We start from the raw sequence: 21,161 nt of genomic DNA on the forward strand, positions 1-21,161 counted from the left end.
TGCGCTAGCCGCGGCCGGTAACCAGGTGGCCAGCCGTAGCAACTGGTCAGCCGCAGCAACCGGTCAGCAGTAGCAGCTGGCCAGCCCTAGCAACTGGTCAGCAGTAGCAATTGGCCAGCCGTAGCAACTGGTCAGCCGTGCAAGCCAGAGAATTTTTCGCCGTCGCGGTAGACCGCGAGCGGTTCTAGTTGCCCATTGGTGATTACCATATCGGCGATATTGCCGGGGCGTAGCTCCCCGTGTTTTTCGAGTCCGATCACGCGGGCCGGCGTGGCTGAGGCCATGGTTACCGCATCGGGTAGCGCAACGCCGGCTTGCCAGGTGGTTCGTACTACGTCAAGCAGGTGCGAGGTGCCGCCGGCCAGGTTGCCGCCCCGCAAACGTGCCACGCCTTCGGCCACATGCACCAAAATACCGCCGAGTTCGTAGGTGCCGTCTTCCATTCCGGTGGCGGCCATCGCGTCTGTGATGAGGCTGATCCGGTTCGGGCCGAGCGCGTCCACCAGGTTCTTCACCAAAGAAGGGGCGATATGCACGCCGTCCCCAATGAGTTCTATCGTTGCGTTTCCGCAGGCTGCGGCCGCAATATATTCGGGTACCGGCCCCGGGGCGCGGTGCATTACCTCCCGCATAGCGTTGAAAAGATGCACGGCGACGGGCCGGCGATCCGAACCGGTAGCTTTAAAGGCTTCTACCGCAATTTCGAGCATGTGCCGGGCTTGGGCGGCGTCGGCATTGGTATGCCCAAAGCCGGGGGTTACGCCTTGTTCCACCAGGTAGCGGACGAGTTCTGCGGCTCCTTCTCGTTCCGGGGCCACCGTCATCGACCAGGCGTACCCGCGCGCCGCTTCTAACAGGCTGGCGGCCGCTGATATATCCGGGCCGGTAATAAAGGAGCCGTTTTGCGCACCGGCGCGTTCTGTGGAGAGGAAAGGACCTTCGATATTAATAGCGGAAATCAGCCCGGTATCGCAGGCATCAGCAAGTAGACCGGCAGAGAACTCCATGCGGTCAAGTTCCATGGTGGAAAGGGTGGCGGCCAGGCGCGTGGTGCCGTGGCGAATGTGTTCGTGGGCGGCGCGGGCCACTTCTTCCTTGTTTACGGCGTCTGGGAAGGATTCTCCGCCGCCGCCATGTACGTGTTCGTCTACTAAACCGGGGAGAATAAAGTTATCGGAAGGGGCAAGGTCCGCGTCGGTAGGGCGCGCAGGCCCCACGTAACTGATTGTGTCTGCTTCCCAGGCGACGACGCCGTCCTCCACGATTTCATGCTTGCAAACAATTCGGCCACGCACTGCCGGCATTCGGCGCCTCCTTGCGCTTTGCGGCATCACCTGGTGTAGCGGTAATGCCTCGCTATCCCTGTACGCTCACGCTGTGGGCGGTCCTGTACCACAAAAGAACCACCCGTGACGTACGTCCCAGACTACCTGAGTTGTGTCGCAAACCCAAGCTACGCGAACTGGGTTCACGCGCATCTTCTCCGCAAACTGGTGCCCCGGGCAGGACTTGAACCCGCGACCGATGGATTATGAGTCCACTGCTCTAACCTGCTGAGCTACCGGGGCATAATCATTCGCACCAACCGCGCCGGGCGCGGGCAAGGCTGCTTTACGCGGCCACTGCTTGGGCGAACCTAAAAAATGATAGCAGGAGGAGGGCGAGTTATGCCCATCCCGCATCGCATTCTGGGCGTGCAATGCGACTCGCTTCACTCTACCGGCTACGTTACCCGCACGACGCTAGCTGATCTTCTCCGCGATGCTAGCTGATTTGTTCTTCGCAGGCACGGCGTTGGGCTTCGAGTTCCATGAGCCGGCCAAAAAGTTGCTCGTAGGTGGCATCTGCGGGATTAGTGCGCTGCAGGGCGCTACGCACTTCCGTAATTTGCCTTTCGATCCCCTGCCGGATCAAGGACAGCGTAATCCCCCACACGTAGCGCGGGAGCCTTTCCGCACTGTCTTCGGGGAGGGCTTCGGCCGCTAACTGAGATACCGCGGGAGCCAACTGCGGCCCGGCCTGCTCACTGACAGCCGCAATATAATCCGCATTTGCGGCCCTCTCTGCTGCTTCCGAGCTGGCCCCGCTTTGCACTAGTTCCTCGTATTTTGTGGCCCAAGCCTGCGTACCGCCAATCTCCCGGATGGCTTCGTGAATACGCCGATGGAGCGGATGGGAGAAGGTCTGGGATGGCAAAGAATCCATTTCCGCGGCCCGCGCAAAAGCCGGAAGCTGTAGATAGACATTCAAAGCTTCATGCTCTACGCGCTCTGTGGTCTCCCTAATTTCTCGGCGGGCGGGCAATATCTGGGTTGCCACTAATTCCGCGTTTTCGGCGTTTTGCGGCTGTTGCGGGTTAGGCGCGGTTTGTAGATGCTCCGAACCAGGCGCAATTTGCTGATCTTGCGGCTTAGAATCACCTTGCTGATTCTGGCCGTCTCGCTGATTTTGCCCGCCCGGCAAGTTCTGCCCGCCCGGCAAGTTCTGCCCGCCTCGCTGATTTTGCAGATTTGTTGCCCCCTGCCCGCGGCTGGCGCCGGTCAGGCTACGCGGCGGACGGGCCGGGGCAAGTTGAGATTGCCGGCGTTCCCGGCTCTGGCTAGGTTGCCGGGCAGCTTCCGCTACCGCGGCCTGTACTACCGGCTCTTCCATTCCCAACCAGCCAGCTAAGTTCCGCGTATATTCACCGCGCAATACCCGGTCTCGAATGCCGGCCACGATTGGGGCACCTGCCCGCAACGCCATAGTGCGGCCTTCTGCCGTATCCAAAGGCATAGCATCAATCATGGTACGGATCGCAAATTCGAAAAGCGGGCGGCGGGAAGCCACTACCTCCCGCAAAGCCGCATCCCCCATTTTTTGCCGCACTTCGCACGGATCCATACCGCCCGGCGAAATCGCCACAAAAGTTTGGGCCGCAAAAGACTGATCTTCTTCAAAAGCCCGCAAAGCTGCTTTTTTACCGGCCTCATCACCGTCGAAAGTAAAAATCACTTCACCGCCATAGGAACCACCACTGCGCAAAGATACGCCAGCAGCCGGATTGGCGGCGTCGCCCAATAGGCGCCGCACGATTCTAATGTGCCCTTCCCCGAAAGCAGTACCGCAGGTAGCAACCGCAGTTTTAATACCGGCGAGGTGCGCGGCCATTACGTCCGTATAGCCTTCGACGATCACGATTTCTTTCTTCCGGGAAACTTCCTGTTTCGCCAGATTTAAACCGTAGAGCACGCTGGACTTGTGGTAGATCGAAGTTTCGGGCGTATTGAGATATTTCGGCCCTTTGTCATCTTCGCTCACGCGGCGGGCGCCGAAACCTACCGGCTCGCCAGTAATCGAATAAATCGGCCACATGAGGCGGCCGCGGAACCTGTCATAAAGGCCGCGTTTGCCTTGCGATGCTAGGCCGGCCGCCAAAATCTCTTTATCGGAAAATCCGCTTTGCCGCAAAAACGAAGTCAGCCCATCCCATTCATTGCGGGAAAAACCGACCTGGAAATGGTTCATTGCGGCCTCATCAAAACCACGCTCGGCTAACATTTGGCGGGCTGCGGCCGCTTCCGGCGTTGCGAATTGGCGCCGATAAAACTGGATCGCTACCCGGTGCGCGTCAATCAGGCGGATCTTGCGTGGCTCTCCCGGTTTGCGTTGCGGGCCGCCTTCCTCATAGTGCAATTCGATACCGTAGCGGCGGGCCAGCAGCTCCACGGCCTCCACAAAACCAATACTCTCGGTTTTTTGCACGAAGGAGATAACATCGCCGTCTTCCCCGCACCCAAAACAGTGATAGCGCCCGTGATTAGGACGCACGTGGAAAGAAGGCGTTTTTTCGTCATGAAAAGGGCATAAACCGAGGAAAGAATCCATACCCGAAGGCTTTAAAGTGACGTATTGCGATACTATTTCGTCTATACGTGCAGTGCCCCGCACCAGATCAATATCTTCACGTCGAATCAGCCCGGCCATGGCACACATTCTACGAACTTCTTCCCGCCGCGGCGATGTTACTGCTTACGGCTTGCCGTATCGCGCGCCTGCCGTGTCACGAGTCTGCGGTGTCGCGAGTCTGCTGTGTCGCGAGTCTGCCGTGTCGCGCGTCTGCTGCCGGCGTCGGCCCTGCTACCTCCGGAAACACGTACCACCGAAAACCCGGGCGCGTACGTCAATCGGCTAGCACCCTAGTTTCGCAACATACCTACCAGGCGCGAGTGCCATTCGCGTGCCGACTGGTCTGTAAGGGAAGCCACCTGGTCAACCACGAGGCGCAACCGGCCAGCCGCATCGGCCGCGGGCCATAGTTCGTAAAGATGCGGTTCTAAGGCGCGCGGATTGGCTTCCAAAGCGTCTACGAGGTCGAAAATAATCGTCCGCTGTTCCAGGTAGCGCGGATCATGTTCGCGCGGAGCCATCACGTAAGTAACCGCAATTCCCTTTAACGCGGTAATTTCTGCCCAGGTTTCTGCCGGTATCACGATTTGCCCGCCGTAGCGGCGCAGCGGTTCGCGTCCGTACTCTGCCCAAGTAGCGTGGCAAATCGCGCCAACGAAACGCCCGATCAAGTCTGAAGTAAGATCTTTCATCGCCGCTAGATCCCGGTGCGAACCGGCAAAACCAAACGGCCAGTTTTCCTCCCGCACCAAACGATGCAAAGCACCGTCCACCGCCGCTGCGTCGGTATAGCCGTACCATTGCGCGCACGCGGCCGCAATGCGGGCACGTTCTTCCGAATCGCGCAAGTTTTCGGGGTGGAAAAATCCGCGTACGACGGCGTCTTCCACGTCATGCACGGAGTAAGCAATATCATCTGACATGTCCATGATTTGGGCTTCCACCGCGCGCTGTTTGCCGCGTTGCTGATGCAACCACTCGAAAACCGGGTAATCATCAGCGTAGTAATTGAACTTGCGGGTGGGCTTGCCTAGCGGACCCAAAGGCCCTTCCCCGCGCGCCCAAGGATATTTAATGGTGGCATCCAAAGTAGCGCGGGTAAGATTGAGGCCCGCTGCTTGCCCGTTCGGATGCAAACGTTTCGGTTCCAGCCGGGTCAAAATCCGGAGGGTTTGCGCATTGCCTTCAAAACCGCCAATATCTTTGGCTACTTCATTGAGGGCGGTTTCGCCATTGTGGCCAAACGGCGGGTGGCCTAAATCGTGGCTCAGGCACGCCGCTTCTACGAGGTCTTGATCGCACCCGAAATTCTTGGCTAAAGAGCGGCCCACCTGAGCTACCTCCAAAGAATGGGTGAGGCGCGTGCGCACAAAATCATCGGATTCTGGGCCTAATACCTGGGTTTTTGCGCCCAGCCGGCGCAGGGCCGAAGAATGCAGTACGCGGGCCCGGTCACGTTCAAAATCGGTGCGAGAACGTGATTTTGGCGGTTCTGGTACCCAGCGCTCCGTATCTTCTGCTTCGTAACCACGCGGTATATTTCCCGCGTTTACATTAATGCTCACACCTCAAGGGTAACTGCAATACCTGTTATGAGCCCACAGTATCCACACGCGCGTATCCACAAACGCGCGGGCGCCGTGAAATACCGCTCACCTCTCGAAAAATTGCCCGCCTCGCTTGAGATTGCAATGAGAATCATTACCATTATCGTTGTGTGGAAAGAGTGTGCCGTCCCTATTTGCTTCTTTTCTCTGAGCAGTGGCGGCCGTGCGGTAAGCACCTTCTTTTCCGGCAATCAAAGGTGCCGCGCGCATAGTTCGTGGCGGGCCGAATTACAAGGATAGAAAGAACAACGAATGCGTTCTACATTCACGCGACGCACGCGGGGCACTATCGCGGCACTTGCTGCTCTCGCGATTTCTGGGCTGGGGCTGAGTTCACCAGCATTCGCGGCCGGAACTAGCTCGCAACCGGCCACTCACAATGCCATCCTCCTCAATAAGGGAGTGACGGCACCGAATGTATGTGCCAATCCCGTCCACAACACTTTGACTCTCGAAACTGGACACACCGATATTTTCAACCCGGTAGTCAACGGCGATGGTATTTCCTTGGTTCTCAAGGAAGATGCTTCCAAGCCCGGAACCGGAGTTTTCCGCAACCCGAACTACGTGATTTTTGGGGTGCGCGAGGGGGCTTTCCAAAAGCAAACCGCGCAATTCTCCGAAATTGGTACGAGCGGTTATCTGCTCCCGGCCAATCAGGACCAGAACCTGGTGTGGCCGGGCTGGGATTCCCTCATGTTGGCTAACGACGCGAAATACGAAAACCCAGTTTCCGTGCGTTACGTTTTCGATACCGTTACCGGCCCGGGCCGGGCTTTCGTCTTCGGCTCCGGTGCTTTCGGGGAACTGAACCCGCGGCTAAATACGGGCGGTACGCAGATTACGGACGGTTTCTATGTGGAACAGGGCTTTTTGGCTCATGAACACGTGAACTGGTTGTTTGAAAAGCCGGGTGACTACGTGTTCACGGTCCATGCCGAAGTACATGCGCAAGACGGCAACGTTTACCATTCCGAGCAGGCCCGTTATCGCTGGGCAGTAGGCGATGCGGCAATCGCGCAGGCGAAGGAAACCGCTGCTGCCGAATCTGCGGTTCGTTGCGCCGGGGAAAACGGTGCTTTGGACCCTGCCGCTACGGCGAAGGAAGAAGAAGGTTTGGCCGCCGCGCAGGTGGTCAAGGCAGAAACCGCGGGCACCACCGAAACTGGCCAAGACGGTAGCAACCAGTCTGATGCCGGTAAGAACGACGCCGCTAACTCCGCCGCACCGGGTACGGGCACAGATACGAACAATTCGCAAAACAATGCCGGGCAGCAAACTGGTTCCCCAGATGCCACTTCCGGCAAGGATAACGCCGGCAATAACGCCCCGGCAGGCAATCAAGGCGGGGCTCAGAGCACTGCCCCTGATGCCGACCAGGGCGGAGCTCAGGGTGATGTCACTCTGTCTCCGGTAGCCACCGGGGCAGATAACGGTTCTCCGGAGGCACCGGCTGCGGGCGGTACTGCTGCGGGAGGCGGGCAAGAAATCTGCTTGCCCACGGAAGTGAAGAAGGAAGTTTCGAAGGAAGAGGCCGAAAAGGTTAAGGCCGGCGGCAGCCAGGGAGCTACCACCGCTGATTCTGGCACCACCAAGTTGGGTGATTCGCACACGATTCCGGCCAATACGCACGTTCATCCGAACTGGATCTTCACTAAGCCGGGCACTTACAAGGTGCATTTCACGGCTGCCGCTACTTTGAAGAGTGGCGAAAAGGTTTCCACCCCGGTCACCTTGACTTTCAATGTGGGCGGTTCTGGAAATGCGAATGATGGCCACTTCGATTTGGGTGCAACGGTGAAGGACGGCAAGCTGGTACCGCTCGTCAAGGACGATCGCCGGCAGCCAGCCCAGTGGGTTGATCCGGCCAGTTTGACGTTCGGCTTGGGTGACAAGGCGAAGACGAAGGCCCCAGCCGGCCTCGAATTCATCGCTCCGGCCGGCGCGGAAATCTACACGATTTCCGCCACCCAGGTAGCCGGCGTGCCTTGGCTGGGCATGAACACTATGAACTCCGATTTCCTCAGCCAAACCACTGGCGAACTGCACTGGACCTTGCAGGGTGTGGACGGGCCGGGCGCGCTCGCCGTCTTCACCTCCGGCAACCTGGGCCAAACCGTTGGCGAACACTGGTTCGGTGGGCTCGCCGGTAAGGGCGATGCTCAGGCTCCGGCCGGCACCACCGGCCAAGCCCCGCAAAATGCCAAGGTCAGCGAGGAAAACGGCAAGTACTACGTGACCACGATCGAAGGTCGTACGCCCAGTGGGGAACCATGCGAACTAGATCCGGCGAAGCGTCCGGGTGGCAAGCTCTCGCACACTGGCGCAGACACCACCTCGGCTACTGTTCTGGCAGGCATGTTCCTGTTTGCCGGTGCTTGCGCGGTGATTTCTGGTAATCGCTCCTACCGCCGCCGCCAGGCCTAATCACAAAATATGAACTGGACACCTTTCGGGCGGCCCCATCCGCGTTTTGCGCGGGCACGGCCGCCCGAAAGGCCGTCAAGCCTTCGTGTACACAGGCCACAGATTCGCTCGCCACAGGCTCACACGCTACAGACTCACGTGTCACCGCATTGCTTGCCATCGGTTCACGCACCACAGGTGCACGCCCAGTTTTACCTACCCGTAGCTTTGCCCGTACTCCCGCGAAGTAAAAACGCAGAGAAGGAATACATCGCAATATGAGATTCCGCAGCATTCACCGCTCGCGCCCACCGCGTACCGCGTGCGCGAACCGGCCCAGGCGGCGTCGGTTACCGGCACTGCTGGGCAGGTATGCAACCAGTTTGGCGCTTCTCGGAACGCTAACGCTCGGTGGTTGTACAGCCCCGGAAGCGCGCAGCGACGATACCGTAACGGTGGCTGCCTCTACCCCGATCATCGCTGACCTCGTTAGCAATGTTGCGGGCACGCGCGCACACACCACTTCGATCGTGCCCTTCGGCGCCGACCCGCATACTTATGAGCCTTCTTTGGCGGCGCTGAAGGATATTGCGCGGGCAGACGTCGTTTTCTCGAATGGGTTGCTCCTAGAAAGCCAGGCGCTCACGAATACGATTGACGCCAATCTGCCGAAAGGGACGCGAAACATTACGCTTGGCGATGCTGCGGTTGCGTACGGGGCACGGCATATCGCCCTGGTCGAAGATGCTTCGCTCGCTACCGTGTGGCTCGGTTTCCGGGTGGAAGACGACGCCGCCGCGGCCGCCAGCCACGGCGGTACGGATCCGCAAGCAGATACTGCGGATGCGGCAGATGGCGCGGATGCGGCAGATGCTGCGGATACTGCGGAGGCTGCGGCCCGCAAACAAAAGTCGAGCGTCACGCTCACGGCAAGTGCGGAAGGGCCCGGCCAGCTTTCTGCCTTCACCACCGGTACTTTCGGCCAGCCTACGGCCTGGATTGTTTCGGACCGAAAAGCGAGCGAAAATGAAATCGAATTGCCGCTAAACGCACACACCCACATGTCTTGGGGGTTTTCCGCCCCCGGGATTTACACCATGCATTTACAAGCCCACCTCAATGAGCCCGGGCAAGAGCCACGCCCACTCGGAGAAACCGATGTGACATTCGCGGTGGGTGTGGACCCGGCGAAAACCGGCCGCGAGCACCAAATAGATTCCGGGCACGTCGATATTACGGCCTACACTTCCGGCGCGCTCGATTTCCGCGGCGAAGTAGGCACAAAACAAACCACGCGCTGGGGCACGGATGAATCCGTAGTGGTAGTCCCCCATTCGGCGGCAACCACGGTACCGGGGGACCCCAGCTGGAACTTTTTGGGCCATCCGGGTAGCGAGGCCTGGGTTTTGGCGCAGGCCGTAGTTGGCAAACACGTGCATGGAGATATCGATCCGCACATGTGGCTCGATATTTCTAATGCGATCGCCTACGTGGAAGTAATCTGCACGGAACTAAGCCGTGTTGACCCGGCAGGTGCACCAGAATATGAAGCCAATGCAGCGGCCTATATTGAGCAACTTAGCGCGCTTGATGAATGGTCTGCCGGGGTGATCAGTTCCATTCCGAAAGCCAACCGGAAGCTGGTAACCACCCATGATGGTTTCGGATACTTGGCAGATGCCTACCATTTGCAGGTGGCCGGTTTTGTGGCACCTAACCCGACGGCGGAACCTTCCGCCCAGGCCCTTGCCAATCTCACCCGCACCTTGGTTGATCTGCATGTACCAGCCGTATTTGCCGAACCAGGCTCGCGCGCCCACCGCGGCGAACTTGAAGCGGCCGCCCAAGCCGCAAACGCGCAAGTATGCGAACTGGTATCCGATACTCTCACCGAGCAGGCACACAGCTACGTGGCCCTAGTGGAAACCAATACCCAAACCCTGAAATCTTGCTTGGATCCGGGGGCACTGCCAGCCTGGCCGCCAGATTATGCAACACCGCAGCCTGGTTCCACCGCCTAAGTTGCAGTGCCACCGCCGAAGCACCGGTCGCGCAGCCAAGTATCAGCTGCGCTGCCTACTAAATTTGGGTTGCGCTGCCTAAGTAGCGGTTTTAGCACCGCCCACGTTTTGGTTTAGCCGCGGTAGTTTTCACCGGGCAAACACCCACAACCAGCGCATACGAAAAGAAACACAACCGGTACACACAAAAAGGAAAGAACAACAATCTCATGAAAAGATCTCGATTCACTCGCGGCATCCGCACCATCCGCGCCGGCGGCGCTACCCTGTGCGCTGCCCTGTGCGCTGCACTGTTTGCCCTCACCGCCTCCCCGGTAGCTCTTGCCGATGAGGAACAATCCACGAATGCCGATCCGGCACTAACCCAAGTATTGGAAGCCGATGAAGAGGTTGCGCCCCTGGGCACACCCGCCGAACTCGACGAACACCATGCCGATCTCGGCCCGCGCCTCATCGACGGCAAGTGGACGCTCATGGTACGGGACGATTCCCAAGCCACGCCCGTATGGCGGCACCTGGAAGACGTAGTTTTCCGCGTGCACGACGCCGGCAAAATGACCGTGCCAGACACCAGCGATTACGCTTTCGTCAACGCCACCGGCGAGGCCTATATCATTCCCCAACAAGAAGTTCCCGGCGTTTTGTGGCTGGGCTGGAGCACCCAAGATCCCGAAGTAGTAAATACCGTCAACGGGCAAGTAAAACTCATCTACGGCGGCATGGAAGGGCCCGGCGGTTTCAATCTCTTCGTGCAAGCCGGTAACTTCGCCGGCCCCACCGAACTGTGGAACTCGGCCCAAGAAATCTCCCAGCCCATGAACGTAGACCTCAATACCCACACCCATGCCAACTGGGTTTTCGCCCAGCCCGGCGTGCATCTAATGCGCGTCACCGCTGCGGCCACCCTCACTGATGGCACCGCGGTAGAAGATACCCAAATCCTGCGCTTCGCCGTAGGCGACCAAGTCACCACGGAAGAAACCCGCCAAGCTACCTGGCCCGGCACCGCTGCCAACCTGCCCAGCGCGGAAGAAGCAAAGGCCGGCGCAACATCTGGCAATAGCGCCGCGGTTTCCACCCCCGCCACCAATTCCGGCGGAAACTCCACGGCCGGAATTATTGCGGTATGCGCCGTCGTTATCGCACTCGTGGCGCTCGCGGTACTGATCGTGTTTGCCCGCCGCCGCAAAGCCGCGCAACTCGCGGCCCTTGCCGGCCAAGCCAAAGAAAAGGCGCGCGCTGCCGGCTCCGAAGCTGCAGCCGTCACAACCGGTGCTAGCTCCCGGGCATCCGGCTCGCCGGCAACAGATTCCCCGGCAACAGATTCCCCGGCAAACGGCTCGCCAGCCCCGCACTCCCCCAGCACGGAAGGGTAATAACTCGCATGCAACTGAAGGTGAAAGATCTGCACGTTTCGCTGGGCGGCCGGGAAGTGCTTACCGGCATCAACCTGGAACTGAGCGAGGGGCAACTCACCGGGCTGATCGGCCCAAACGGGGCAGGAAAAACTACGCTGATGCGTGCGATCCTCGGCCTGGTGAAAGCTAGTTCAGGAAGCGTGGAACTGGACGGAAAACGGCCGCAGCCGGGCGCGATTGGCTATGTGCCGCAACTTTCGCTTACCGAATGGACCTATCCGATTAGTGTGCAAGAACTAGTGGCTACCTCGTTTAGCGGGCAAAAACGCCGGTGGCGGCGCCGGCGCGCCGAAGAATGGCGGAAAGTCTATGCGGCCTTGGAAACCGTGGAGCTGCTCGACTATCGCGAACGGCCTATCGCGGAGCTTTCCGGCGGGCAAAAACAGCGCGTCGTGGTAGCCCGGGCGCTTGCCACCGATCCGGCCGTGCTCCTTCTGGATGAACCATTCACCGGACTGGACTATCCGAACCAAGATTCTTTGGCCACTTTATTTGGTTCCCTGGTGGGCACCGGGCGCGCAATCCTCATGTCTTCACATGATTTGCCCCAAGCCATGGACGTATGTACGGACTTGGTAATGCTCAACCGGACCGTGCGCGCACACGGCAAACCGGAAGAATTGCGCGATCCGCAACCCTGGCAAGAAACCTTCCAGGTTGGTAACGATTCTTCGCTTTTGCGTGTTTTGGGGGTCATCTAGTGAATATCATCGAGTTCTTCAACGATCTGAGTAATCCGGTACTTGCCTTTTTGCCGCGCGCGCTAATCGTGGCCATGCTTTCTTCTGTGGTGTGCGGAATTGTGGGAACGCACGTGGTTTTGCGCGGCATGTCCTTTGTGGGAGACGCCCTTTCACACGCGATCTTCCCCGGTATTGCTATTGCGTTCGCGCTTCAGGGGTCGATTATGGCGGGCGGGATGATTGCCGGTGGAATCGTGGCCCTGTTGATCGCGGCCGCCTCCCAAAACCGCAAGCTTCGGGAAGATTCCCTCATCGGAATTTTCATGGCTGGAAGCTTCGCCTTGGGCGTGATTATTATTTCTCGCATCCCCGGGTACACCGGTTCTCTGGAATCTTTCCTGTTCGGTTCGCTCACCGGCGTTTCCGATTCGCAATTGGTAACGGTTGCGATTACCGGCGCACTAATTTTGCTCTGCCTTGCCTTCCTACATCCGCAACTGGTGGCCTCCACAGTAGACCGTGACTACGCGCAGACCTTAGGCATCCGGCAAGGGCCTTTGGACGCCGTGCTCTACTTGTTAGTAGCCGCAACCGTGGTGATTTCGGTGCAGTCGATCGGCAATATTTTGGTGCTCGCCTTACTCGTAACCCCGGCCGCAAGCGCGCGTTTACTTACGAACCGGCTCGTGCCAATGATGGTTATTTCTCCCCTGCTCGGCTGTTTTGCGGCTTTTATGGGGGTGTGGATTTCGTGGTCCTGGGATTGGCCGGCCGGTGCTTCTATCGTCATGGTGCTCATGGTGGTTTTCGCGGCCGCCTGGGTGGTTTCTTCCGTCCGTACGGCTCGGCGCCGCCGCGGGCAGGCCGTACCGGCATAGTTCGAAATTTTCCTATCCGAACCAGCTTTGTTTTTTTCACACTCGCCTAGAATTATTTCGGAACGAGTACCGGAGCAATGAAGACCGGCGTGCGTGCCTCTCTGCTTGATTTCGAGTTGTGTTCCTAAGGTTTGGCACCCGACAGAAGGGCAGGATGGTTATGCATAGGCTCGCAAAAGTTTCCCTCGTGCTCGCAATCCTCTATTCGGCTTTGTTCTCCTTCCAATTGCTGGTAGACCTTGATAGCTATAAGCCGCTCGGGGCGCGGAGCACTTTCACCGTGGAGGAAGTGAGTACCGAAAGTAAAGCCGCAGCTTTGCAGGCCTTGCAGGAAAGTGCCGCAACACATCAGGCAAATATTTATAAAATCGCGCATCGGCAAGACAATTCCTTTGAGGGGCGCATCCTCTTCGCTTTTATTGGTGATACCGCTAGTTTTGAGGAAGCGGGCGGCGAAGATTATCCTTCCGTAGTAACCGGTAAACACGCTACTCAGGTGCGTGCCGGTAGCGAGATCACCACGGAGGATTTGCGTGGCACTTACGCCACCTCTTTGGCTTACTCCAGTGCTGACTATGCCGCTCTCCTGGCAGATTTGGAAACGGCCGGTTTTCGTTGCACTTCGCAACGGGTTCCTACCATCGCCCTGGTGCTTTTCACGGTGAGTACGAATAACAGCTCCGCCACCATGGCGATCCTCTTTGTTCTCACCCTTCTCACCTTTGGATACGGTGCTTCCCAAAGCCGCAAAATCCGCGCTCTGGAAGAAATACACGGCTATTCCACCGCGCAAATGCTCCGGCGGGACGTGCGTGATCTGAGCAAGATTTTTGCGCTGTTCTTGCCTCCAACTTTGCTTGTGACCCTGCTCGCTTTGTTTGTTTATAACAGCCTGCAACAGCTGAGCCGCTACTTGCAGATTTTGGTTCTCACCTGGGCGGGGTTTTATGTTTTTGCCCTGCTGGCTTGCGTGCTTGCCACGATCACTTTGGGTATTCGCGCTCCGGTCGCCGTGCTCAAAGGGGACCGTGCGGGAAGGAGCCTCGCGGTGTTTTCCACTATCGCCGCCCTCGGCACGCTCATTATTGTGTTTGCGACGACGACGGCCACCTGCAACCGGATCGACGCCGTAAACACTCTCACCAAAGAATCGGCACAATGGCGCGCGAATGGCCAACTATATGCGTTGCGTCTTACTACCACCGGCAACCAGTATGACGATATGGAAGCAGCGCCGGCCTTCCAGCAAATCGTGGCCCAAGCCGAGCAAGACGGCAAAGTCCTCTTGGTCGCATATAACGACTATGCGCTTATAGGCGAAGCCGAACCACCGATGGATGGGTATCCGGCCAGCGATCCATACGCGAGGGGTGGTAGCAAATCTTTGCTAGTGAATGGAAACTATTTGGACCGCCAAACAGTGGTGGACGTTTCCGGGCGGCGGCTCACGTCCGCCGTCGTACCCACCGAAACCGGGCACTACCTACTCCTGGTACCTGAAAACTATCCCGGAGATGTAGAACTACTTGCCGAAAAATACAATAAGGATTTCACTCCTTCGCACTGTAAGCCTGAGCTGGCTTCGGAGGTAACAGATCCCGAACCGTGTTTCACGCTCCATGCACAGGTGATAAGGATTCCGGCGGGTCAGACATACAGCACGTATGGTGGCACCAAATATCAGCCGGCAGATGATCAAGCAGCTACCCGGCTGCAAGATCCGATTATTGCCGTAGCCTCCGCTGCTTCGCAGGTAGTGCCCCCGATCTCATACATTTCCTATGCTTCTACCGATGATCTGTTCTTTACAGATTCGCAGGCTTTGGATGCCGCGCTGGTACAGGCCGGGATCCGCGGTAACTTCCAAGGGATAGATAATGCCGCGGATGCCGTGACCACTTCGGTGCAACTTGCCCAACAGGCTCTCCAACAAGATCTTATTAGTATGGCGCTTGCCCTGTTCGTGCTAGTAACGGCAGCGATTATTTTCGCTGAGATCTATTGCGACCGGTTCCAGAAACGTAATTTCTTGCGCAAAATCCACGGGTATCCTTTCGCGGTTCGGCATCTGAGCTATCTCGCGGTGGAAATCATGGTGGTGCTCCTGGCTCTGGCCTGCAGTTTTGGTATCGCCCACGTAGAACTTTCGGTACGCAACTGCCTGCTCCTGGCGGGGCTAAGCGGCCTGTACCTTTTGCTTTCGGTATCCACCCTGATTGCTTATGAGCGGCGTTTCAATGCCACGATTATCAAACGGGATTAGCGAGGCGTTAGTAGACCTCACAACCGTACTCACAACAACAAACTCTCCGCACCTGTTTTAGTTTTATCTCTCTTTATCTCGCCCACCAGAAAGGGGAAACATTATGGCAAGCCAGGCAACTGCAGGCCCGGTGCTGCAAGTGCAGAACTTGGTGAAAAAGTTCGGGAACCACACGGTACTTCCCGGGGTGAGTTTTTCGGTTCCGGCCGGCACCATGCTGGCGGTGACCGGGCCTTCCGGTTCCGGGAAAACCACGCTTTTGAATTGTTTGGGGCTGCTGGAAAATTTTGATTCCGGCGAGTTTTCCTTCGGAAGCTTTCACGCGGTTAAACATGGTTCCCGGAAGGCGCGTGGGTTCTTCCGGGATGTGCTCGGGTTTCTATTCCAAAACTACGGTTTGATCGAGGATTGGACCGTGGCAGAAAACTTGCGGTTACCTTTGCAAGTGCGGCAACTCCATAAAACGGAAAGACGGGAGCGGATGGCGCAGGCCCTGGCTCAGGTGGGTTTGACGGGCCGTGAAAAGTCGAAGGTCTACACGCTTTCCGGTGGAGAACAGCAACGCGTGGCGCTGGCCCGATTACTGCTGAAAGAACCGCAGCTGATTTTGGCGGATGAGCCTACTTCCGCGCTCGACGCCGCTAATTCGGACGTGGTGATGCAAGCTTTGCGGCAACGCGCCGCTGCGGGCGCGCTGGTAATCCTCTCCACGCACAACCCGGCTATCGTTCAGCTTTGCGATTCGGTGCTCGACTTAGGCACAGCCCCGGCCCAACAATAACGGTGAGTGGCCGGCAGATGGCTGGCCCGCCGGAAACGGAAACCGGCACGCACACGGCAACCGGCAGGCACACGGCAACCGGCAGGCTTAGCTACCGGCCGGGTTAGGCTTCGGCCACTTCGATTTCTCCGGAAGCTATTTTCGCGGCCTGTGCCGGGCTCAGTTCGCGCGAATCCAGCCACCCCTCGGGTAGGGCCGCCGGTTTTTCGGTACCGCCCCGGCCGCGCCGGCCTTCCGCCGCATCGGGGAAAGGCTGGGAAAGATCGAGGGTAGCGAAAATGTTTTCCAGGTCTGCCAAGGAAGATACTAGCGAGAGCGCGTGGCGGGCCGGGCCGCCTACGCTGTACCCGTGCATATAGTTCGCCATATGCCCGCGCATATGCCGCATTGCTTGTTCTTCGTTACCGAAATGACGAACCGCAAGTTTGGCGTGGCGCATTATCTGCGCGGCTACCTCGGCCAGCCCGGGCCGTTTGCGGGCAGGGCTGCCGTGGAGGGCGGCTGCGATGTCGTAGAACAGCCAGGGGCGGCCTTGAGCGCCGCGGGCCACCGCTACTCCGGCTACCCCGGTTTGTTCCATCATGGCCAGGGCGTCTGCGGCTTCAAAAATATCGCCATTGCCGATCACGGGTAGCTCGGTCATGGCGGCTAGCTCTGCTAAACGGTCCCACTGGGCGTCTGCCGAATAGCGCTGGGTGCAGGTGCGGGCGTGCATGGTAAGAGCGCTAATACCGGCATCTTCGGCAATATGGACGAGGTCGCGGAAAGTTTCGTGTTGGCTATCCACACCGATCCGGAACTTCGCCGTCACCGGGATAGTAAAATCTCGGTCCTGGCTAGCTTCCCGAGCCGCGCGTACCGATTCTTCTAAAACCTGGCGGAGTAAATCGGTTTTCCATGGCAGTGCCGCTCCCCCGCCTTTCCGGGTGACCTTCGGCATCGGACACCCAAAGTTCAGGTCAATATGGTCTACCCGGTTTTCGCTTACCAACATGTGTACTGCCCGGCCCGTCATCTTCGGGGAAACCCCATAGATTTGAATAGAGCGCACCGGATCACCCGGATCGGGAGCAATCATGCGCAAGCTCACTTCGCGGCGTTCTACCAAGGCCCGGGAAGTTATCATTTCGCACACGAACAGCCCAGCTGGCGCGAAAGTTCCCGGCGTGGCATTACGTTTAGCCAGCTGTGCCGCCGGATCATAGCCTGCCGCGCGGGCTCCAGCTTCTGCTTCCTCCCGAACCAGCTGGCGAAATGGTGGGTTGGTTACACCGGCCATGGGCGCTAACACGAGCGGAGTACCAACCGTAATATCGCCAATCTGTAATTCGTGTTTGCCGCCCGGCGTTGGCACGGCAGTAGCTTGCCGATCTGTGTTTTCTTCACTCATTCCCGTGTGCTCGTACCTTCCCATAAAATCCGCAGAACCGGCTTGTAGCATTGCCTAGCAGAATTGCGCTACCGGATTGCCGTAGATCCGTATTGCCGCAGGTCCGCAACTACTGTAGGTCCGCAGCTACTGCGGATCTGCAAACTTAGCTGCGCTAGCGCATTCTAACCACTTTGCCCCTCCTTCGCCTATCGGCTTTCGCATATATCTCGCCTGGTAGTCTGCCTATGTCAGAAAGAGACATTAGGGATTTTGTTAGGGACTTTGAAAGTAGAGGACCGTCCTGTTCGCCGCCCTAAAACAATTCGGCGGGCGGGCACGGAAATATCCGTGAGCTGGCGGGCCGCGAAAGCCGGCGGGCGCTAGCTCTAGCAGTAGTGGAGGTTGCTATGGCAGAAAAGGAAAAGGCAGCAGCAGGAACCGCAGAAACCACGGGTGGCTCGGCGGAGGGAACCACCGCCGCCGCGGAAGCAACCCCGGGCACCTGCGCGGGCGAAAACACAAGCCCCGTGGATGAAGCCACCGGCGCCGCGGATGAAGCCACCGCCGCCGCGGAAAAAACCCAGCGTGGCCCGGCTGCGCCTGCCCCCACTCCCCTTGATATTGTTGCCCTCCCGGAGGCCACGGCGAAGGAAATCACGGCTTTGCTAGACCGCGCGGTGCGCGATAATGCCGGGGAAAAAATTGGCCGCGTGAAAGACGTCTTCGTCGATAACGAAACACAAGAGCCCGTCTATGTGCTTATCGCGCATGGACGATTGCATCTTTCTACCAGTCTGGTCCCGATTGCGGGGCTCAAACTGGATACTTCCGCCAAACGGCCTTTCGTGGCCTGCAAATATGCGGCAGAAACGATTTTGAGCGGTCCCGAATACGATCCGGCTCTCGGCCTTACCGAAGAAGTGCGCGCCGCGATTGCCGCGCACTACGCCGCGGATACTGCCGCTTCTTCGGCTGCTTCTTCGGCCGCTTCTTCGGCTGCTTCTACTGCTGTCTAGGCGCGCTAAAGCTGCCGCCCGCCTAGCGCGCTAAAACTGCCGCGGGGCGCGGCTAACCGTAGCGGCATGGTTGCCATATACACCGCTACGGGTCTTGTACACCGCTACGGGCCGGCGCCGCCAACTGCTGCCTAGATCAGATTCTTTTTCTCCCGGCTGGGAGCTACCGGTGCCAGCATGGCAGCAATTACCGTGGTAGCCGGGATCGCCAGTACCAGCCCGATGGAAGCAGCCAGAGTGCGGGCGATTTCTTCGGAAATCTGGGCAACTTGCAGAAGGTCTAAGAAAGGCCGATCGTAGAGCGAAGCCAAGATGAGGAGCGGCAGCGCGCTTCCCACATAAGCAAAAGCCAGGGTGTAAACCGTGGAGGCAATATGGTCTCGGCCAATTGCCATACCTCGCATGAACAGCCGGCGGCGGGAAGAATGCGGGCTTTCCGCATGCAATTCCCAAATTGTGGAGACTTGCGTAATCGTCACGTCATTGAGCGCGCCCAGCCCGGCTAGCACAATCCCGCACAGCAAAAGCGAACGCATATTCATGCCGCCCAGGTTCCAAGACAGCATGGCCCCTTCATCGCCGGTAGCGCCCGTCAAGTTCTGTGCATGTACCGCCCAGGTAGCCACGCCCGCCGTGATTACCAGCCCGAAAGCCGTCCCGAGAATCGCCGTCGTCGTACGAATAGAAACTCCGTGCGCCAAATATATCGAAAGGAACATCATGGCGCCCCCGCCGGCAAGCACCACGGGCAAGGCGGAAGTGCCGCTCGCGAGCGCCGGGATCATAAACAGGCCGACCACGAGGAGAGAAGCTCCCAGGCCGAGCAAGGACATGAATCCTTTCCGGCCGGCAACTAGTAAAACTACGGCAATATATACGGCGAGGAGGGCGAGCATGGCCGGGCCGCGTTCGAAATCTACGAATACGTAGGCCACGCCTGATTCCAGCATGGATGGGGTGAAGCGGGCTTGGATGGTATCGCCTACGGATAGTCCGGAGGCTACTACTTCGGCAGGAACGTGTACGGGTACGAAGATGCCGTCTACGTTCATTTGGACTTCGGTTTGGCCCAGTTCATCGGTGGTTCCTACGGAAGTAATTTTTCCGCGTACCAAGGATGATTTCTCGTCATTGAGGGGAATTGATCCTACCGGGGTTTCCCCGCGCGGCCATAAAACGATGAGGCCGATTATGGTGGCGAGAGCCATCGGAACAACGATGGCCGCCAAGATTTTCGCGATGCGACCGCGCGAGGCGGCTGACAACGGGGTCGCCGCCCCGCTCGGCGCATGAATGTGCATATGGATTAGGCCCCCACGAGCTTTCCGGCCAGGTAGCTTTCTACCTCGGCAATCGGGATGCGGACCTGTTCCATGGTGTCGCGGTCTCGGACCGTAGCTGCGTTATCTTCCAACGAATCGAAATCGATGGTGATGCAGAACGGGGTGCCGATTTCGTCTTGCCGGCGATAGCGGCGGCCCACCGCGCCCGAATCGTCGAAGTCCACGTTCCAGTATTTACGCAAGCTGTCGGCCAGTTCGCGGGCCAATGGCGTGAGCTTTTCGTTTCGGGAAAGCGGGAGTACGGCTGCCTTGACCGGGGCGAGCCGCGGGTCGAGGCGCAGTACCGTACGCTTATCTACCCCGCCCTTCGTGTTTGGCGCTTCATCTTCGGTGTAGGCCGAAACGAGGAAGGCCATGAGCGAGCGGGTGAGCCCGGCGGAAGGTTCGATCACGTACGGGATGTAACGCTTGCCGGTCTTCTGGTCGAAGTAGCTCAAATCCTTACCCGAATGTTCAATATGGGTAGAAAGGTCGAAATCGGTGCGGTTGGCAATGCCTTCGAGTTCTCCCCATTCCCCGCCGGCAAATCCGAATTTGAACTCGATATCTACCGTGCGTTTTGAATAGTGTGAAAGCTTTTCTTGCGGGTGTTCGTACAGGCGTAGTTCTTCGGCCGGAATGCCCAGGTCTTGGTACCAGGCGAGGCGGTGGTCAATCCAGTACTGATGCCATTCTTCATCGGTTCCCGGTTCCACAAAGAATTCGAGTTCCATTTGCTCAAATTCGCGGGTGCGGAAAATAAAGTTACCGGGCGTGATTTCGTTCCGGAAAGATTTTCCGATCTGCCCGATCCCGAAGGGCGGCTTCATGCGGGAAGACTGTTGCACATTAGAGAAGTTTGTGAAAATTCCCTGCGCGGTTTCCGGGCGCAGATAGTGCAGTGCGGATTCGTCTTGCACCGGCCCCAGATAGGTTTTAAGCATCATGTTGAAATCGCGCGGTTCCGTCCATTTTCCGGTTACCCCGCACGCCGGGCACTGTAGTTCTGCCAGTTCGATGCTTTCCGGTTCAGCAATATCGTGCTTGCTTGCCTGTTCTTCTTGCAGCTGGTCCATGCGGAAGCGGCGGTTACAGTTCAAGCATTCGATAAGCGGGTCGTTAAAGACGCCCACGTGGCCGGAGGCCACCCAAACTTCCCGGGGAAGGATAATCGCGGAGTCTAGCCCCACCACATCACCCCGGCTTTGCACCATGTATTTCCACCACTGGCGCTTAATATTTTCCTTTAACTCGGTCCCCAGCGGACCGTAGTCCCACGCGGAGCGTGAGCCCCCGTAGATTTCACCGGATTGGAACACAAAACCTCGCCGTTTTGCGAGGGCAATGACGTTATCGAGACGCGTGGGAGCTTTTTTCGCCACCTTACTATTATCCTTTCCCGCGCATCCGGCTGATGCGCGCGAGGCCATTGTACGGGTTGCGCCGCCTAAGCAGTATGCCAAACCTCCCGGAGTGCCGAGTTTTTACCGCCACCCGATCCGCGCT

The 21,161-nt window shown here is 58.3% G+C and carries 14 protein-coding genes and 1 tRNA gene; 8 read left to right on the forward strand and 7 right to left on the reverse strand.

Annotation, left to right across the window (positions count from 1 at the left end):
- Positions 1 to 131: 131 nt before the first annotated feature.
- The 4 genes from BLT47_RS00110 to BLT47_RS00130 all read right to left on the reverse strand — a co-directional run bounded on the left by BLT47_RS00110 (position 132) and on the right by BLT47_RS00130 (position 5,453).
- The gene (locus BLT47_RS00110) at positions 132 to 1,304 is read right to left on the reverse strand and encodes an N-acetylglucosamine-6-phosphate deacetylase (protein WP_074660559.1); all 1,173 of its coding nucleotides are present in this window, start codon (positions 1,302 to 1,304) and stop codon (positions 132 to 134) included.
- A 187-nt stretch (positions 1,305 to 1,491) separates the two neighbouring features.
- Positions 1,492 to 1,568, reverse strand: a tRNA-Ile gene (locus BLT47_RS00115).
- Between the two features lie 196 nt (positions 1,569 to 1,764).
- The gene (gene dnaG / locus BLT47_RS08830) at positions 1,765 to 3,966 is read right to left on the reverse strand and encodes a DNA primase (protein WP_083329944.1); all 2,202 of its coding nucleotides are present in this window, start codon (positions 3,964 to 3,966) and stop codon (positions 1,765 to 1,767) included.
- A gap of 212 nt (positions 3,967 to 4,178) precedes the next feature.
- Positions 4,179 to 5,453 carry a deoxyguanosinetriphosphate triphosphohydrolase gene (locus BLT47_RS00130; protein ID WP_074660561.1) on the reverse strand — a complete coding sequence of 425 codons (1,275 nt, stop codon included), beginning with the start codon at positions 5,451 to 5,453 and terminating at the stop codon, positions 4,179 to 4,181.
- A 294-nt stretch (positions 5,454 to 5,747) separates the two neighbouring features.
- Between BLT47_RS00130 and BLT47_RS00140 the strand changes: the two genes are divergently transcribed.
- From BLT47_RS00140 to BLT47_RS00170, 7 genes are all read left to right on the forward strand, one after another.
- Positions 5,748 to 7,922, forward strand: coding sequence for a choice-of-anchor M domain-containing protein (locus BLT47_RS00140; protein ID WP_074660564.1), 2,175 nt, complete (start codon positions 5,748 to 5,750; stop codon positions 7,920 to 7,922).
- 362 nt (positions 7,923 to 8,284) lie between these two features.
- Positions 8,285 to 9,922: an anchored repeat ABC transporter, substrate-binding protein gene (locus BLT47_RS00145; protein ID WP_256332471.1), complete on the forward strand. Its 1,638-nt coding sequence runs from the start codon at positions 8,285 to 8,287 to the stop codon at positions 9,920 to 9,922.
- A gap of 209 nt (positions 9,923 to 10,131) precedes the next feature.
- Positions 10,132 to 11,298 carry a choice-of-anchor M domain-containing protein gene (locus BLT47_RS00150; RefSeq protein ID WP_083329946.1) on the forward strand — a complete coding sequence of 389 codons (1,167 nt, stop codon included), beginning with the start codon at positions 10,132 to 10,134 and terminating at the stop codon, positions 11,296 to 11,298.
- Positions 11,299 to 11,306: 8 nt separating this feature from the next.
- A complete protein-coding gene (locus tag BLT47_RS00155) occupies positions 11,307 to 12,041 on the forward strand; it encodes an anchored repeat-type ABC transporter ATP-binding subunit (RefSeq protein WP_049619038.1) in 735 nt (244 codons plus the stop codon).
- The gene (locus BLT47_RS00160) at positions 12,041 to 12,901 is read left to right on the forward strand and encodes an anchored repeat-type ABC transporter permease subunit (protein ID WP_074660566.1); all 861 of its coding nucleotides are present in this window, start codon (positions 12,041 to 12,043) and stop codon (positions 12,899 to 12,901) included. Before BLT47_RS00155 ends, BLT47_RS00160 begins: the two co-directional genes overlap by 1 nt.
- A 160-nt stretch (positions 12,902 to 13,061) precedes the next feature.
- Positions 13,062 to 15,164, forward strand: coding sequence for a bacteriocin-associated integral membrane family protein (locus tag BLT47_RS00165; protein WP_143021719.1), 2,103 nt, complete (start codon positions 13,062 to 13,064; stop codon positions 15,162 to 15,164).
- Positions 15,165 to 15,267: 103 nt separating this feature from the next.
- The gene (locus BLT47_RS00170; protein ID WP_218122526.1) at positions 15,268 to 15,945 is read left to right on the forward strand and encodes an ABC transporter ATP-binding protein; all 678 of its coding nucleotides are present in this window, start codon (positions 15,268 to 15,270) and stop codon (positions 15,943 to 15,945) included.
- A 103-nt stretch (positions 15,946 to 16,048) separates the two neighbouring features.
- On the opposite strand, the gene dusB is transcribed toward BLT47_RS00170, so the two are convergent.
- The gene (dusB, locus tag BLT47_RS00175) at positions 16,049 to 17,335 is read right to left on the reverse strand and encodes a tRNA dihydrouridine synthase DusB (RefSeq protein WP_083329947.1); all 1,287 of its coding nucleotides are present in this window, start codon (positions 17,333 to 17,335) and stop codon (positions 16,049 to 16,051) included.
- 389 nt (positions 17,336 to 17,724) lie between these two features.
- Between dusB and BLT47_RS00180 the strand changes: the two genes are divergently transcribed.
- Positions 17,725 to 18,333, forward strand: a complete 609-nt coding sequence (locus BLT47_RS00180) for a PRC-barrel domain-containing protein (protein WP_074660572.1) — start codon at positions 17,725 to 17,727, stop codon at positions 18,331 to 18,333.
- A 131-nt stretch (positions 18,334 to 18,464) separates the two neighbouring features.
- On the opposite strand, the gene BLT47_RS00185 is transcribed toward BLT47_RS00180, so the two are convergent.
- Entirely contained in the window at positions 18,465 to 19,634 is a 1,170-nt protein-coding gene (locus BLT47_RS00185; protein ID WP_074660574.1) for a YibE/F family protein, read from the reverse strand.
- A 5-nt stretch (positions 19,635 to 19,639) separates the two neighbouring features.
- Positions 19,640 to 21,085 carry a glycine--tRNA ligase gene (locus tag BLT47_RS00190; RefSeq protein WP_065415182.1) on the reverse strand — a complete coding sequence of 482 codons (1,446 nt, stop codon included), beginning with the start codon at positions 21,083 to 21,085 and terminating at the stop codon, positions 19,640 to 19,642.
- Positions 21,086 to 21,161: the final 76 nt, after the last annotated feature.

This window comes from Actinobaculum suis (assembly GCF_900102025.1).
Lineage (GTDB): Bacteria > Actinomycetota > Actinomycetes > Actinomycetales > Actinomycetaceae > Actinobaculum > Actinobaculum suis.

Coding starts and splice junctions, on each gene's coding strand:
- BLT47_RS00150 (WP_083329946.1), top strand. CDS start 10,132: ATGAAAAGATCTCGATTCACTCGCGGCATCCGCACCATCCGCGCCGGC.
- BLT47_RS00185 (WP_074660574.1), bottom strand. CDS start 19,634: ATGCACATTCATGCGCCGAGCGGGGCGGCGACCCCGTTGTCAGCCGCC.
- BLT47_RS00165 (WP_143021719.1), top strand. CDS start 13,062: ATGCATAGGCTCGCAAAAGTTTCCCTCGTGCTCGCAATCCTCTATTCG.
- BLT47_RS00190 (WP_065415182.1), bottom strand. CDS start 21,085: ATGGCCTCGCGCGCATCAGCCGGATGCGCGGGAAAGGATAATAGTAAG.
- BLT47_RS00170 (WP_218122526.1), top strand. CDS start 15,268: ATGGCAAGCCAGGCAACTGCAGGCCCGGTGCTGCAAGTGCAGAACTTG.
- BLT47_RS00155 (WP_049619038.1), top strand. CDS start 11,307: ATGCAACTGAAGGTGAAAGATCTGCACGTTTCGCTGGGCGGCCGGGAA.
- BLT47_RS00110 (WP_074660559.1), bottom strand. CDS start 1,304: ATGCCGGCAGTGCGTGGCCGAATTGTTTGCAAGCATGAAATCGTGGAG.
- dnaG (WP_083329944.1), bottom strand. CDS start 3,966: ATGGCCGGGCTGATTCGACGTGAAGATATTGATCTGGTGCGGGGCACT.
- BLT47_RS00140 (WP_074660564.1), top strand. CDS start 5,748: ATGCGTTCTACATTCACGCGACGCACGCGGGGCACTATCGCGGCACTT.
- BLT47_RS00180 (WP_074660572.1), top strand. CDS start 17,725: ATGGCAGAAAAGGAAAAGGCAGCAGCAGGAACCGCAGAAACCACGGGT.
- dusB (WP_083329947.1), bottom strand. CDS start 17,335: ATGAGTGAAGAAAACACAGATCGGCAAGCTACTGCCGTGCCAACGCCG.